The sequence below is a fragment of the Paenibacillus sabinae T27 genome (assembly GCF_000612505.1).
Classification (GTDB): domain Bacteria; phylum Bacillota; class Bacilli; order Paenibacillales; family Paenibacillaceae; genus Paenibacillus_AQ; species Paenibacillus_AQ sabinae.
This window is the reverse complement of the sequence record NZ_CP004078.1, coordinates 2,481,453-2,494,463: the sequence shown is the minus strand read 5'-3', so window position 1 is coordinate 2,494,463 and position 13,011 is coordinate 2,481,453. Positions and strand designations below refer to the sequence as shown.

Genomic DNA, 13,011 nt, shown 5'->3' with positions numbered 1-13,011 from the left:
ATACAACAAAAAGCCGCCCCCGAAATGCCGGAACGGCTGTAATTCACTTTATTCGCTTTTATTGGACGCGGCTGCCGGTGTCCACGGATTTCACGGGAATGAACCGGGTCGGCTCGCCGAGGCAATAAATATGCAGCACATGCATCGCTCTCGTGCAAGCGGTATAGAACAGCTTCCGTTCGCTTTCCCTTCCATAATTTTTCGATGACCCGTCATAGATGATAACCGCGTCGAATTCAACGCCTTTGGCCAGATAAGCAGGCAGAACGAGCGTCCCCTTCTGGAAATTCGGCGTCTCCTTGGTCACTAGCTGCACATCAAGCTTATCCTTGAGACCATCGAATACCCTTGAGCTTTCCCCGGCCGTCTTGCATATAACCGCAACATAGTGATAGCCGCGCGAATGCAGGTTCAAAATATCTTCTTCCACTCTGGACAAAAGCTCCTCGCTTCCGGACACCTCGCGGACCAGCGGCTCTTCCCCTCTACGGTTAAACGGAACAATCCGCTCGCCGCCGGGAACCATGGACCGCGTAAACTCGACAATCTCGTACGTCGAGCGGTAGCTTCGGGTCAGCGATACGACTTCCGTATTCTCTTTCCCGTAAATGCTCACAAGTCCCGCCAATTCGCCGAGTGCCTCACCCTGAGCGTAAATGGCCTGGTTGAGATCGCCGAGCACGGTCATTTTGGCCCGCGGGAACAGCCGGCGGAGAAACTCGAGCTGGAACGGCGAATAATCCTGCACTTCATCCACGAATACATAACGAATCGAAGTGTTCGTATGAAAGCCCTGGCTGAGCTCCTTCAAATACAGGAACGGCGTGGCATCTTCATAGGCAAGCTCTCCGCCGGCAAGGGAATTCAGCGTCTGAGCGCTGACGCCGTCCCAGCCCTCGGGCAGCTCCGCCCCCTCGTTAAGGCTTTCCAGCAGCTCTCTGTCCCGGAACAGGCGGGAATAGAGTCCGTTGGCGTCGACAAAGCGGCCGCGTTTGACCCAGCCCCGCAACGGCTTGAGCCGCTGGCTGACTATGTAGCGGGCGAGCATTTCCTTCTCGGTGTCAAAATCGTCGAATGTCTCCTCCTTGCCCCGCTGCTTGCGCCGCATCGCCTGATATGCGCGGTGATACTCGCTGGAGTCCAGCAGGTCGATCTGGTCCTCCACCCAGTCCGCATTCCGTTCCTCCTGGCTGAATACGGCAATTTTCTTCAATAGCCAGCTTGTCATGAGATCAATCCGGTTCGCCAGCCTTATAGACGGATCGTATTCGTAAAATTTCCGTTCCATTTCTTCCTTGCCCACGATAGCGCGCCCCTGGAACATCAAAGGCTTGAAGAGCATTCCTTCGGTTTCCAGCCTGGTTGCATACCGGCGGATGACATCGAGAAATGCGACCGACGATTTGTAGGCAATGCCTTCCTTTCTGGCATCCGCCTCAGGGCCATCAGGACTGCCCAGCAGCGATTCCGTCTGGCTGAATACATCCTCAAGCTGGAATTCCTGGCCTAGGCGGTGCTCGAGATACATCTGGAAGGTTGTCTGCTGCATGTTGTCTTCTCCGAGCTCGGGAAGCACGGTAGACACGTAGCTGTTGAACAGCGGATTGGGTGAGAACAGAAGCACCTGATCAGCCTGCAGATTGTCCCGGTACTTGTACAACAGGTAGGCGACGCGCTGAAGCGCTGCGGACGTCTTCCCGCTTCCGGCCGCCCCTTGAACGACGAGCATCCGGCTGCGGTCGTTGCGGATAATCGCGTTCTGCTCCTTCTGAATGGTAGCTACAATGCTCTTCATCCGGTCGTCCGCGCTGTGGCTGAGCACCTGCTGAAGCAATTCGTCGCCGATCGTGACGCCCGTGTCGAACATCACCTCGATGGTTCCATTGTCGATGACAAACTGCCGCTTCAGACTCATGTCCCCGCTCACGATGCCTGCCGGCGTTTCAAAGGCTGCGGGACCGGGCGCCCCGTCATAATACAGGCTGGAAATCGGAGCCCGCCAGTCATAAATAAGAAAAGTGCCATTGTCCTCCATCAGCGAGCCGATGCCCAGATAGATGCGTTCGGTTTCTCCGTCCGGAGCTTCCGTAAAATCAATGCGTCCGAAATACGGGGACACCACAAGCTTTTTATATTTTTTCAGCGCTTTGCTGGATTGCAGATGATGGCGTTCCCGCTCGGACAATACCTGTGCCTGCTGCCGCAAACTGGTGGAGGTTTCGCCGAGATCGTCGGGACTGCTGAAGTTCACGGTTACCTCTTCCCAAAAATCCTTGCGGAGCTCCACAACATCGCTGCGATGAAGCCCAAGCTCTTCAGAAAGCGCCCGGATATGGCCTTTGAGGAGCCCGGTCATGCGGTCGACACGAAGCTGCTCTTCTTTCCATTCCTGTTCATTGATCGACATTGAGATTCATCCCCTTTAATTGCACTCAATCTTCCGATGCGCGGTTAATCTGGTCAGCGACCCTGTCAAGGCGTTCTAGCTGATAACCGTAATCATATATCGCTCCGGCAACGACGGCAAGCCTTAGGCGGTTGTCTTTGCCTTGCCTGTCAAGAACCACAGAATCCAGGAAGCGGTCATTGTCATCGCCAAGCGGCTTCGTCTCCGACATCCCCGGTTTAATCTTATCCTGAAACTTCAGTAAAATATGCTCATGATATTTGATCAGCTTTTCCAAATGGCGGTCGAACATGACGTCGGTCTCCTCGCTCGGCTCGGCTTGAAAATAGTGCCGGTCCACCGCGTCCAGCACTTCAAAGCCTTTTTGCAGGGAGGAGAGCAAATTCTTATACACCACCATCTGCCGGGTCTGACTGTACTTGGGCTTGCGAAGCTGCTTCTGCTCTTCTTCGAACAGGGCATATTTATCCGCTATCGAACGAATCGAGCCTTCAAGCGCATTCTTCTCATCCCGGAACACACTCTCTTTCATTTCATGGGAAACGGCGGTGCGCATCAGCAGGGAGAGGCTGTTAAAGACACGCTCGATCTGGTTGATGTACTGCTTCCGCGGCTTCGGGGGGATAACCAGAATGTTAATGACGAAAGCCGACACAATCCCCGTCATCAGCACCAGAAACCGGGTAAGCGCAAACTGCCACTCTCCCGAGCCCTCCATCACGGAAATAACGGTAACGAGCGACAATCCGATCGTATCTGAGCGGTTCATTTTCATACTGAGCATAATGACCAAAATGCAGACGATGCCGACGGCAATGGGCTGGTTGGACAGCAGCATCCCGCCAAGCAGCGCAATGACCGCTCCGGCCGTACTGGTCTGAACCTGGTCCAAAAAATGCCGCCACGACCTGTAGATGGACGGCTGCATGGCAAATATGGCCGCAATTCCCGCCCCTGTGGGCGAGGGGAACTTCAGCAGCGTGGCCAGATATAGGGCAAGTGTTACCGCCAGCCCCGTCTTAAGTACGCGGGCGCCAAAATTCACGGCCCATCCCTCCTCTTGTTACTTGTAACGGCTTGTTCATGCCTGATTTTATATTATTACCCAAGAGGCTGAGCGGCGAAATTTAACGGGAATTAAGCCTTTTTTCAGCGTTCTTTCAGGTTTCTGGAAATACTGGATACTGCAGTTCATTATTAAGGAAAAGAGGTGAACCTATTGAACGCATGGAACAAAAAAATGCTGGCGCTGTCCGTGGCCCTTTTGTCCGTCCTGACATTTGGCGCTTCCGCAATCGGCGCTGAGGGAGCCGAAGGCGCCCCGGACACCGGCCGGTCCGCCGATTCCCCCTCCCATCCCGTCTCCGATAATGGAGACCATAAAGCCAAACGGCACGGCAAAGGGCATTTCATCTTCACCGAAAGCGCGAAGCTGTTCGGCATGGAATGCTCGGCTCTAGCCGAAAGCCTGAAATCCGGCAAAAGCCTGGCCGATATCGCCAAGGAGAAAAAAGGCTGGACGGAAGATCAGTATGTCCAGAAGCTTGCGGAGGCCGCAGGCAGCCGTATAGACAAGGGCGTCGCCGAAGGGCGCTTCACACAGGAGCAGGCCAGACAGCTCAAGTCCGGTCTGCCGGCCATGCTGAAAGCAAAAGTCACCGAGAAGGGGCCGTTCACCGGACATCATCACCCGCATCGGAAACCCGCCGATCAGAACGGATAACCGTTCCTTCTAGTAATGCCGCAGCCGGTCACCTCATAGGTGTCCGGCTTTTTTCACGGGAAGCGAGGGCTAGCCCTTGCGCTTCTTCTTCAGGAAGGAACGGAGCGCCTCGAACAGGACGATGGACAGCATCAGCCACGCGCAGCTGGCGGCGTATCCGCCGATCACATCGCTCGGATAATGCACGCCAAGATAGATCCGGCTCCAGCCGATGGCGGCGGTGAGGATAAAACAAACGGTGACCAGCAGGGCCCGGGCCTCTCCGGTGCGCATATGGCGCCACAGCAAAAAGGTAAGCGCACCATACACCGTAAAGGCGGCCATCGAATGGCCGCTTGGGAAGCTGAAGCCGGCTTCTTCAATAATCCGGTGAATGTTCGGCCGCTCTCTGTGAAACCAGTTCTTGAGTATGGAGTTCAGGATATGAGATGTCACACCCGCCCATAGAAAAAACAGCAGCTCCAGCCGGTGTTTTAGAAACAGAAACAGGGCAGCCATGATGACAAGGGACAGCGTAACCACGATTTTTGACGATCCCACCAGTGATAATGCTTTGGCCAAAGAGGTAAGCGCCGGGGACTCGGAATGTTGAACGAAATGTATGATCCTGTTGTCAAACCACGCCGTTCGGTTATACGCGACCAGAACGGCAATCAGCCCGAAAATCACCGTAAACAGAAGAAAAAGCTTGAAACCTCTGGACCAGTGCCTGGCAATCATTCTCTGTTCCTCCTAATGAGCATCCGACGGACAAGGTCTGTTTCCAGAGGGAACCTTTTCCATGCTATACTTGGTTAGTAATCAATTATAAAAAAATGGAGTGCTGCCAAAGTGGAAATCCAAAAGCTTCAGGAACGTATGCTGAGTCAATTTGTTCAGACCAAGGTTCCGCTGACGATCTTTACGACCAATGGAGTGAAAATCCAGGGCATTATGACCTCGTATGACGCCTACACGATCACTTTGCAGGGTCAGAGCGACGGCAAACAAAGCGTATTGTTCAAGTCTGCCGTATCCACAATCGTACCGCTGCGGCCGGTCTCTCTCCGTTAAGCATCAGCAGCACATGCAGGAAACGCCGGACCGCACAGACCGGCGTTTTTGGCGTTTCGTTATTGTTGCCCCCGCTTCCTCACTTTAAGCCTATAAGTACACCGGCTTGACGCATACAGGCTTTGGTACCTGCGCTTCGTGTCCGGTAAAGTTCAGCTTTCCGCTGGCGCTGTCCCTTGCAAAGACCACCAGATTATTGGAGTCCCGGTTGGCGGCAATCAAATAATCTCCGCCCGGCGTAAGCGCGAAATGCCGCGGATGTCCGCCGTGAGTGGACGTGTGCTCTACCAAGGTTAGTCTGGCTGTCGCCGGATCGACCTCGTAGACTACTATGCTGTCATGTCCGCGGTTTGATCCATACAGGAAACGTCCGTCTGGAGACAGCGAAATTTCCGCACAGGTATTCTCTTCGGTATAGTCTTCCGGGAGCGTAGGAACGGTGACAACGGGGCTCAGAGTACCCGCTGTGGCATCATATGTAAACGAAGTAATGGTGGAGTCCACTTCATTAATAACATACGCGGAACGTCCGTCCGGGTGGAATGCGAAATGACGCGGGCCTGCCCCCGGGTGAAGCGGCGTGTCTCCATGCAGCTCCAGCGTTTCTTTTTCCGCATTAATACGGTATGCCCGGATGACATCAATCCCCAGATCGCAGACAAACACAAACCGTTCATCGGGACTAAACGTCGCCGAATGCGGGTGAGGACGGTCCTGACGTTCAGGGTGGGCGCCCCGCCCCGAATGAACCGCGAAATCGGTCAGACGCACGGTCTTTCCTTCCGCATCAAGGGAGACGAGTCCGATTTGTCCGCCGTGATAGCTGGCGACCACCAGGAAATTGCTGCCCGAGTCTCTCGCAATATGACAGGTAGTCGTGGCAATTGCACCTTCGGCAAGCATCGTCTCCGTCCGGCTGATCTCCGATAATGCGCCGGATTCTCTTTCCACGGAGTAGGCTATTACTTCGCCTTCCTTGACGCCATGCCCATTGACCTTCTCGCCGATGGAATACAGACGGAGCCTCTGCTCGTCCACATTAATAAATGTCGGATTGGCAACTCCCTTCACTCCGCTGAGCAAGGTTAGAGCGCCCCCTTGTTCCGGATCAAACTGCAATACATGAATACCATTTACATCGGCTCCCGAATACGAACCTACATATAGAAAAAGCTTGGACGGTTGATTCATACTAATAATTCCTCCTTTGGTCTATCTTCGCTTTTTATAATTTACATTTTTTCATCGGCTATGACAAATCCCCAAACACCAAGAACTGCATTATTTTAAAAATAAGCTTTTCAAGCATGACTAGGCATGTTATAATGTAAGCGCTAACACAGAAGAATATGAATAAGGGGGAACAGGAATGAACAGCATTCTACTGGAAGCCAGAAATGTATATGAGGACTTCGAGGTGGAAACGGACGTTCTGTTCTTTAAGGTTGGAGACCACGACCTGGTCATCTTTCACGGCAGAAACTACAATATTAAAAAGAGAATGACTGCCGATCAATTGAATCGTCTGCTTAAATCCTCAAGCTATTATCATGTGCAGGGCGGCGTTTACGTCAATCTGAACAAAATCAGCTCCATCGAGGATGATTGCATCTATTTCGGTGAAAAAGGCTGGTACGCCAAGCGGGTACGCATTCCGAGAAGAAAGCAGGAGCATATCCGCCAGCTGATCCGCAGCCGAATCTCTTAAGCAGGATTCAAGCATTGGCGTAAAAGCCGGAGAACGACGGGCGACCGTGTTTTCCGGCTTTTTCCATTTATTAAGGCATTCTTAAAAAGAATAACTGTTTTTTTATGCTTTCTTAAGGTTTGATCTCTGGAATTCTGGTAAAGTTGGTAGAGAGAAAAGGCAACGCCTATAAATGAAGGGAGTCATTGCTACAATGGATGAAAAGAATTTGGACCAGAGCAAGCACCAGGAAAACCCGGCGGCGGTAGAGCAAGCTGCTGTGGACAACACGAATCCGGAAATCCCGGTAATGGACAAGATCGGCGAACCGCCCGCAGGGGCCCCCTCTTCCTCCAAGGGAAGCAAAGGCTGGATGATCGCTTCGATCATACTGGCGGCAGCGCTTATTATTGTGTTGATTAAACCGCCTTTCCAGAAGGCTGATGGCAATGCCGCCGTAGCGACGGTTAATGGCCAAGATATTACGAAGAACGAGCTGTATGACAAGCTTGTGCAGGCCGGCGGGGAATCGACGCTGCAATCCATGATCACCCAGGAGCTTGTCGACCAGGAAGCCAAGAAAGCGAACATTACGGTCACCGATGCCGACATCAACGCAGAGATTGAAGATCTCAAGAAGCAGTTCGGCGGCGAAGACGGACTGAACTCCGCTCTTTCCCAAAGCGGAATGACCCTGGACGATCTGAAGAAGCAATTGCCGCTGCAGGTGGAAATCCGCAAACTGATCGAGCCTAAAGTCAAGGTTACCGACGACGAAATCAAAAAATATTTTGATGAAAATAAAGCCACTCTAGGCTCGCAAGAAGAAGTCCGCGCTTCCCATATCCTCGTGAAGACGAAAGAGGAAGCCGATGCGATCGTCAAGCAGCTGAAATCCGGCGCAGACTTCGCGGCTTTGGCCAAAGAGAAGTCCGGTGACACCGGCTCCAAGGACAAGGGCGGCGATCTTGGATTCTTCAAGCGCGGCGACATGGTAGCCGCCTTCTCCGACGCGGCTTTCAAGCTGAAGGTAGGAGAAACAAGCGAACCGGTCAAGAGCGAATATGGTTACCATATCATCAAAGTAACGGATCATAAAGATGCTGTAACCCCAACGTTTGAGAACTCGAAGGAAGAAATCCGCAAGACGCTGGTTTCCCAGAAGGTTTCCGAAATGTCCTCCACATGGATGCAGACTCTGACTTCCGGAGCAAAGATCACGAACACGCTGACCGACGCCAAGAAGGCGGAAGCTTCTGCAGCGCCAGGAGCCTCCGCAGCGCCTGAAGCAAGCCCAAGCGCCGCTGCAAAATAATCAATTACACAAAAGGACAACGACAACCGTCGTTTGTCCTTTTTTGCGTTAATGGTACTAATATAATCATCATGTCGCGGAAGCTGCTTAATCAATGCTTCTCTTTCCTGATCTTTTTGTCGTGATTCTCTCCCCACTCTTTGGCCTGAGCGGTGGCAATCGAAATCGCCCGCCCTTCTTCATAGCCGTCCTCCAGAAGCGCATTGGCTATTTCAATCGCTTTATTGCGGACCGAAGCGGTGAAATTCTTCAGCGAATCGGGGTAATCTTCCTTATTCCAAGGCATCCTTTCTCTCCTCCTTCACTTGGCTTTACTTTTACTTAGCCAATCCGGAAGAGATTAATCAGCCTTATTTAAATACTTTAACGCGGTTCTCGACTGGTTCGAATTCCTTCTCGCCCGGAGCGTTGACAATCCCGCCGAAAGGCATCTGCGCGATCAGCTTCCACTCGGCCGGCAGTCCCCAGGTCGACTTCACTTCATCGTCGATCAGCGGGTTGTAGTGCTGAAGGGAAGCGCCGACGCCGGCTTCCGCCAGTGCGGTCCATACGACATGCTGGAACATGCCGGAAGACTGGTTGGACCAGATCGGGAAATTGTCGGCATATGTTGCGAAATTCTCCTGGAGGTGCTTGATAACGGCTTGATCTTCAAAGAAGAGAACCGTGCCTGCTCCCGCTTTGAAAGCGGCCATTTTCTGAGCTGTGCCTTCGAATTGTTCGGAGGGCACGATTTTCCGAAGCGTCCCGGAAGTAATGTCCCACAGCTTATCATGCTGTTCACCGAAGAGCACGACAGCTCTGGAGCTTTGCGAGTTAAAAGAAGTCGGGCTGTGCAGGATCGCCTGCTCTACAATTTCCTGTACCTGCTCCAAGGATACCGGCAGTTCCTTGCTGATTGCATAGACGGAGCGTCTTTTTTTCACCGCATCGAAATATTTATTTGACATTTAAAATCAACCTCCATTTTGTTAGGTCCTTACTTTTTTATATTTTAATACATTTTCTCAGAATTTTCAACTGTTCCGTTTAAAATAAACCATTTTATATAAGCTGAACTTGAATTTTTTACATCAGATATCTGTCGTAACTACGAGGAATGTTTGGACTTCCGGCCGCTGTTGTCCCCAGATTTCTTAATTAAAACCGCTATTAGCGGATGAAATCCGGTGTCAGCTTATGCTTTCGAAGCGAGCTTTCCTTCGGAAAGCTTTCGGCCGATCGCTATCGCTCCTACAGTTCCAAACTTCCCCTTCGTTACTCCTTACTCTGATGCCATTTTGCAAGTTCATCCTATATAAGTAATTATTTTACCCACTCCAGCCCTATTTACTGTTGTTTACCCAAAGCGGCATATGGGAAAGCATGCGTAAGCACGTAAAAGCCCGGCCGCTTTAACGCTGTTGGCGTCAATTAGCGGCCGGGCTTCATTCCGGCGAAAATGATTAATCGCGTGTAATATAAATCAAGCCTTCATCGTCCACCTTCACTTTGGCGTGAAGCGCTTCGGCTACGAACCGCAGCGGCACATAGCCTCTGCCGTACTTGTCAAAGAAGACCGGCTCGGGCAGCTTGACGCTTGCCCCGTCGATAACAGCGTTAGCTGAACCCGCCTTCAGGACAATTGTAGTTCCATAAACATCGTCGGTGACCGTAAGCTTCTTGGTGGCAGCATCCCATTTCACTTGGGCATCGAGCTGTGCAGCCAGGTAGCGAAGGGGAATCATCGTTGTCTTCCCTTTAACTACGGTGTCGTACAATTCGGGCTCGATCACTGCCGATTTTTTGGTGATGCCGAGATCGTTCTTAAGCACCCCATAAACCGTGGAGTTGGCGTCAAATTGGCTCAATACGGAGCCAGGTGTAAGATTAGTTTCGGTAACGTTGAGAGCACCGTCCACATTGATCGGATCGGCCTTCACCGCACCGTTGATGTTCCAAATCTGCGTTTCCGATTTGAAAGAAATACTCCGGATCGGTATGCTTCCGTCATTTGGCAGCGCCACGTTCAGACTCAGGTTCTGCTTACGCACATGAAACGAGCTATCCACGAACAAGTCCAGTTGAAGCTTGGTATCCTTGCTCAGCACAGTTTTGATTTCCGGCGTCGATTGGTACAGCTTATCGAGTTCTTTGTCATATACGAGCAGCGCCGCATCGACGGCGAGCTTGGCCGCGTCATGCAGAACCGGAACGACATCGGCCTTGTTATCCAGCGGAATGTCGGAAAGGCCGTACTGCTCCAGCAAAGCCTGCGCCGGTTCCTGCTTCAGCAGCGGCAGCAAGTAATCGTACAAGCCGTCGATCAGCTTGGTGAAGCCCTCGGTGTCCTTGGAGATCGATTTCAAAAAGACTTTGAGCAGTGCCGGGAGCTCATCCCCTGTCACTTCGGCATGAAGCTTCATCAGATTAAGCGTCTCGCCATACACAGCTTCATTAACCGGGGTCACGCTGATGGCCGAAGGGTTCGGAAGGTTATTGACCACGAACTGGCTCACAAGCTTGCCTACGCTTTCGGCCTTGTCCTTATCGAGCCCAACCTGCGACAGCTCTTCATCGTAACCTTGAAGCGGGAAGTAGAACGGCTTCTTGGCCCCTTCCACATTCAAGGCAAGCACCGTTTTGTTCATGTAGAAAGTAAACGGTATCGCCGCCTGCTTAAAGCCCAGCGTCCCTGCCGCGGAAATGTCCCCGTTATCCTGAACCTTCAGATGGCTTACATTCAAGGATAAAGAATTGATAAGATCGATGGTCTTCTGATCCTCCGCGCTGATCCCCGCAGCCGGAACGGCATTCAGAGAGAACGATACGCTTTCCTCAGCCGATTTTACATCAAGATTGCCGAGCAGCGCCTTGTTTACATCATAACCGGTAACGGCCTGACAACCTGCAAGCACCAGCAGCAGCGCCAAGATAGGAAACAGCCATTTTGCTCTTTTTTTAACTCGGTTCATTGAATCCCTCTTCTCTCCTGTATTGGCGAAACAAAACCTATTATCTCAGGAAAGGGATATTCTGTAAACGAAGATTCTTCGGATACGCTTCACAGAGAGACTAGACTTAACCATTCAATCTCGGGTAAATGTCCGAAATGTAACATTCGAATAATGGTAAGAACCGCTAGATGCCCGGGGTAAAAAGACCACCAGATCCATCTCGGAACCTGACGCTTCCTCAATCGCTCCCACAACTCAGGTCCATAAGCGATCACTAATGTGGGCAGCAGACTCAGCATTTGGACGGTCCAGCCGTAATAAAACAAATAGACCGTATTCAGCGCCAAATGAGCAATCACAAGCCCGTAGGACCGGAGATAGCGGAAAATAAGCACCAGCAGCAGCCCGTACGCATTGTAGTCAAGCGGTAGAACGTCCATGATCCACAAAGCCGGAAGGACAACCACGATGCTTAGCCATGGCTTGGGAAGCTTGTCCAGCGCAATCAGCACGAGCTCGGATAGCAGCAGCGTGAAGACGACATTAAGCCCTCCCGGGTCGAGAGCCAGATTGTAGGGAATTTGCGCAATCAGGGCAATGGCAAGCAGACGCAGCAAATAACGGGCCTTGGAAGAAGTATGGAAATGCCCCTGAACAAGCGCGTAGCAATAAATAGGGAATGCAATCCTCCCGATATACCTCCATTCCATATCCCGGGGAAAAAAGATATACCCGATGTGATCGATCAGCATCGTGAGCATGGCAATGAGCTGCATGTCGGTCCTCCTGTTTCATCTTCCGAATATCCGTACAAGCAGACACTCGAACCGCTTTCTAACGTTGTTTTCTATAATCCTTTTACGTAAAATCTTGCTGTTTCTTCCCAGAACTCGCCGGGCTTCAGGCTGAACAAGCCGATTTCATCTCCCGGCAGGTCCATATTCGGCGCATTTACGAGGTTGATCTGGGGCTCGGGGCAGAAAAAGCCTTCAGTCGCTCCGTTGTTCCAAACCATCCATTGCTTGTAGGAAGTGCCCGCATCGTAGACCAGCGTCACGCCAAGCTTTGTATCGGTAAGCTCCATCCGGTTTCTTCCGTTTTGCGGCACGGCTGTATAATGATTGTCGAGAGGAGCGAAGAACGGATTTACCCCTTCCTCCCTGAGTTTGACCTCTTCTGGCCCGAGAGGCTGGTAATTTCCTGTCGGCAGCATCCGCTCATTTAGCTCCCAGCGCTTGCCGATCGTTATTTTTACCCGGTAATCGCTTGCTGAGCTCTCAGGCGCAAACGGAGCGTTAACGGCCGTATGGAAGGCCAGCAGACAGGGCATGTCTGCCTTCCCGTCGTTATGGATCAGCACCTGCTGGGACAGTCCCGCTTCCGACAGGCCGTATCGCAGCTTGACAGTATATTCAAAGGGATAATATTTATAGGATGGATGATTCTCGTCCACTTTAATGGTGACGGTCACATAGCTTTCATGCTTGCCACTCCCGAACTCCTCCACCTGCCAGGCCACCGTATGCAAAAAACCGTGCAGATGATTCCCGGTCGCCGCTTCGTTCACCGGCAGCTGATAGACTTGTCCGTTCCACGGAAATTTGCCGTCCTCATACCGGTTCGGAGGGAACAGCACGGGAATGCCGTATACTCCGGGGCTTTGCTTAAACGTCTCGATTCCGTCTTCTCCCGGTTCACGCAGGAAGCGGAAGCCGTTCTTGGTATCGCGAAAAGCTATCAAATTCCCGCCCGTTTCCGGAAGCACCGCCGCCTCGTAACGTCCGGCCTTCAGCCATACTGCCGCCTCACCCTCAAATTGCCCTTCATATGCCAGGATCTCCATGGTTTCGGCCAAGCCTCCTCTGAATGTAACTGTTTTCACCAGGATAG

Annotated in this window: 13 protein-coding genes; 4 read left to right on the top strand and 9 right to left on the bottom strand. The window is 52.0% G+C overall.

Features of this window, described 5'->3' with window-relative positions; all coding sequences use genetic code 11:
• Positions 1 to 58 precede the first annotated feature (58 nt).
• On the bottom strand, positions 59 to 2,407 hold the full coding sequence (gene helD / locus PSAB_RS11430) for an RNA polymerase recycling motor HelD (protein ID WP_025334716.1): 2,349 nt from the start codon (positions 2,405 to 2,407) through the stop codon (positions 59 to 61).
• Between the two features lie 25 nt (positions 2,408 to 2,432).
• Positions 2,433 to 3,452, bottom strand: coding sequence for an FUSC family protein (locus PSAB_RS11425; RefSeq protein WP_025334715.1), 1,020 nt, complete (start codon positions 3,450 to 3,452; stop codon positions 2,433 to 2,435).
• A gap of 174 nt (positions 3,453 to 3,626) precedes the next feature.
• Between PSAB_RS11425 and PSAB_RS11420 the strand changes: the two genes are divergently transcribed.
• Complete coding sequence (locus PSAB_RS11420) at positions 3,627 to 4,130, top strand: hypothetical protein (RefSeq protein ID WP_025334714.1); 504 nt, start codon at positions 3,627 to 3,629, stop codon at positions 4,128 to 4,130.
• 69 nt (positions 4,131 to 4,199) lie between these two features.
• Here PSAB_RS11420 and PSAB_RS11415 read toward each other — a convergent pair whose 3' ends face one another.
• Positions 4,200 to 4,850 (bottom strand): phosphatase PAP2 family protein, encoded by a 651-nt coding sequence (locus tag PSAB_RS11415; protein ID WP_038595787.1) that lies wholly within the window; start codon positions 4,848 to 4,850, stop codon positions 4,200 to 4,202.
• A gap of 111 nt (positions 4,851 to 4,961) precedes the next feature.
• Here PSAB_RS11415 and hfq point away from each other — a divergent pair, with 111 nt between their 5' ends.
• A complete protein-coding gene (gene hfq, locus PSAB_RS11410) occupies positions 4,962 to 5,183 on the top strand; it encodes an RNA chaperone Hfq (RefSeq protein WP_025334712.1) in 222 nt (73 codons plus the stop codon).
• Between the two features lie 90 nt (positions 5,184 to 5,273).
• Here the strand turns inward: hfq and PSAB_RS11405 are convergent, their stop codons facing one another.
• Positions 5,274 to 6,374: a lactonase family protein gene (locus PSAB_RS11405; RefSeq protein ID WP_025334711.1), complete on the bottom strand. Its 1,101-nt coding sequence runs from the start codon at positions 6,372 to 6,374 to the stop codon at positions 5,274 to 5,276.
• Between the two features lie 178 nt (positions 6,375 to 6,552).
• Here PSAB_RS11405 and PSAB_RS11400 point away from each other — a divergent pair, with 178 nt between their 5' ends.
• Both PSAB_RS11400 and PSAB_RS11395 read left to right on the top strand, forming a co-directional pair.
• Complete coding sequence (locus tag PSAB_RS11400) at positions 6,553 to 6,891, top strand: hypothetical protein (RefSeq protein WP_025334710.1); 339 nt, start codon at positions 6,553 to 6,555, stop codon at positions 6,889 to 6,891.
• Between the two features lie 193 nt (positions 6,892 to 7,084).
• A complete protein-coding gene (locus tag PSAB_RS11395) occupies positions 7,085 to 8,185 on the top strand; it encodes a peptidylprolyl isomerase (RefSeq protein ID WP_025334709.1) in 1,101 nt (366 codons plus the stop codon).
• 91 nt (positions 8,186 to 8,276) lie between these two features.
• Here PSAB_RS11395 and PSAB_RS11390 read toward each other — a convergent pair whose 3' ends face one another.
• The 5 genes from PSAB_RS11390 to PSAB_RS11370 all read right to left on the bottom strand — a co-directional run bounded on the left by PSAB_RS11390 (position 8,277) and on the right by PSAB_RS11370 (position 12,964).
• Entirely contained in the window at positions 8,277 to 8,471 is a 195-nt protein-coding gene (locus PSAB_RS11390) for a DUF2188 domain-containing protein (RefSeq protein WP_025334708.1), read from the bottom strand.
• Between the two features lie 64 nt (positions 8,472 to 8,535).
• Positions 8,536 to 9,135 carry a nitroreductase family protein gene (locus tag PSAB_RS11385; protein WP_025334707.1) on the bottom strand — a complete coding sequence of 200 codons (600 nt, stop codon included), beginning with the start codon at positions 9,133 to 9,135 and terminating at the stop codon, positions 8,536 to 8,538.
• 495 nt (positions 9,136 to 9,630) lie between these two features.
• The gene (locus PSAB_RS11380; RefSeq protein WP_025334706.1) at positions 9,631 to 11,139 is read right to left on the bottom strand and encodes a copper amine oxidase N-terminal domain-containing protein; all 1,509 of its coding nucleotides are present in this window, start codon (positions 11,137 to 11,139) and stop codon (positions 9,631 to 9,633) included.
• Between the two features lie 89 nt (positions 11,140 to 11,228).
• The gene (locus PSAB_RS11375) at positions 11,229 to 11,897 is read right to left on the bottom strand and encodes a TraX family protein (protein ID WP_025334705.1); all 669 of its coding nucleotides are present in this window, start codon (positions 11,895 to 11,897) and stop codon (positions 11,229 to 11,231) included.
• Between the two features lie 71 nt (positions 11,898 to 11,968).
• Complete coding sequence (locus PSAB_RS11370) at positions 11,969 to 12,964, bottom strand: aldose 1-epimerase (protein WP_025334704.1); 996 nt, start codon at positions 12,962 to 12,964, stop codon at positions 11,969 to 11,971.
• Positions 12,965 to 13,011: the final 47 nt, after the last annotated feature.

Bases quoted from the DNA above. Each gene is read 5' to 3' on its own strand.
- PSAB_RS11370 (WP_025334704.1), bottom strand. From the start codon at position 12,964: ATGGAGATCCTGGCATATGAAGGGCAATTTGAGGGTGAGGCGGCAGTA.
- PSAB_RS11395 (WP_025334709.1), top strand. From the start codon at position 7,085: ATGGATGAAAAGAATTTGGACCAGAGCAAGCACCAGGAAAACCCGGCG.
- PSAB_RS11385 (WP_025334707.1), bottom strand. From the start codon at position 9,135: ATGTCAAATAAATATTTCGATGCGGTGAAAAAAAGACGCTCCGTCTAT.
- PSAB_RS11415 (WP_038595787.1), bottom strand. From the start codon at position 4,850: ATGATTGCCAGGCACTGGTCCAGAGGTTTCAAGCTTTTTCTTCTGTTT.
- PSAB_RS11390 (WP_025334708.1), bottom strand. From the start codon at position 8,471: ATGCCTTGGAATAAGGAAGATTACCCCGATTCGCTGAAGAATTTCACC.
- PSAB_RS11375 (WP_025334705.1), bottom strand. From the start codon at position 11,897: ATGCAGCTCATTGCCATGCTCACGATGCTGATCGATCACATCGGGTAT.
- PSAB_RS11405 (WP_025334711.1), bottom strand. From the start codon at position 6,374: ATGAATCAACCGTCCAAGCTTTTTCTATATGTAGGTTCGTATTCGGGA.
- PSAB_RS11400 (WP_025334710.1), top strand. From the start codon at position 6,553: ATGAACAGCATTCTACTGGAAGCCAGAAATGTATATGAGGACTTCGAG.
- PSAB_RS11380 (WP_025334706.1), bottom strand. From the start codon at position 11,139: ATGAACCGAGTTAAAAAAAGAGCAAAATGGCTGTTTCCTATCTTGGCG.
- helD (WP_025334716.1), bottom strand. From the start codon at position 2,407: ATGTCGATCAATGAACAGGAATGGAAAGAAGAGCAGCTTCGTGTCGAC.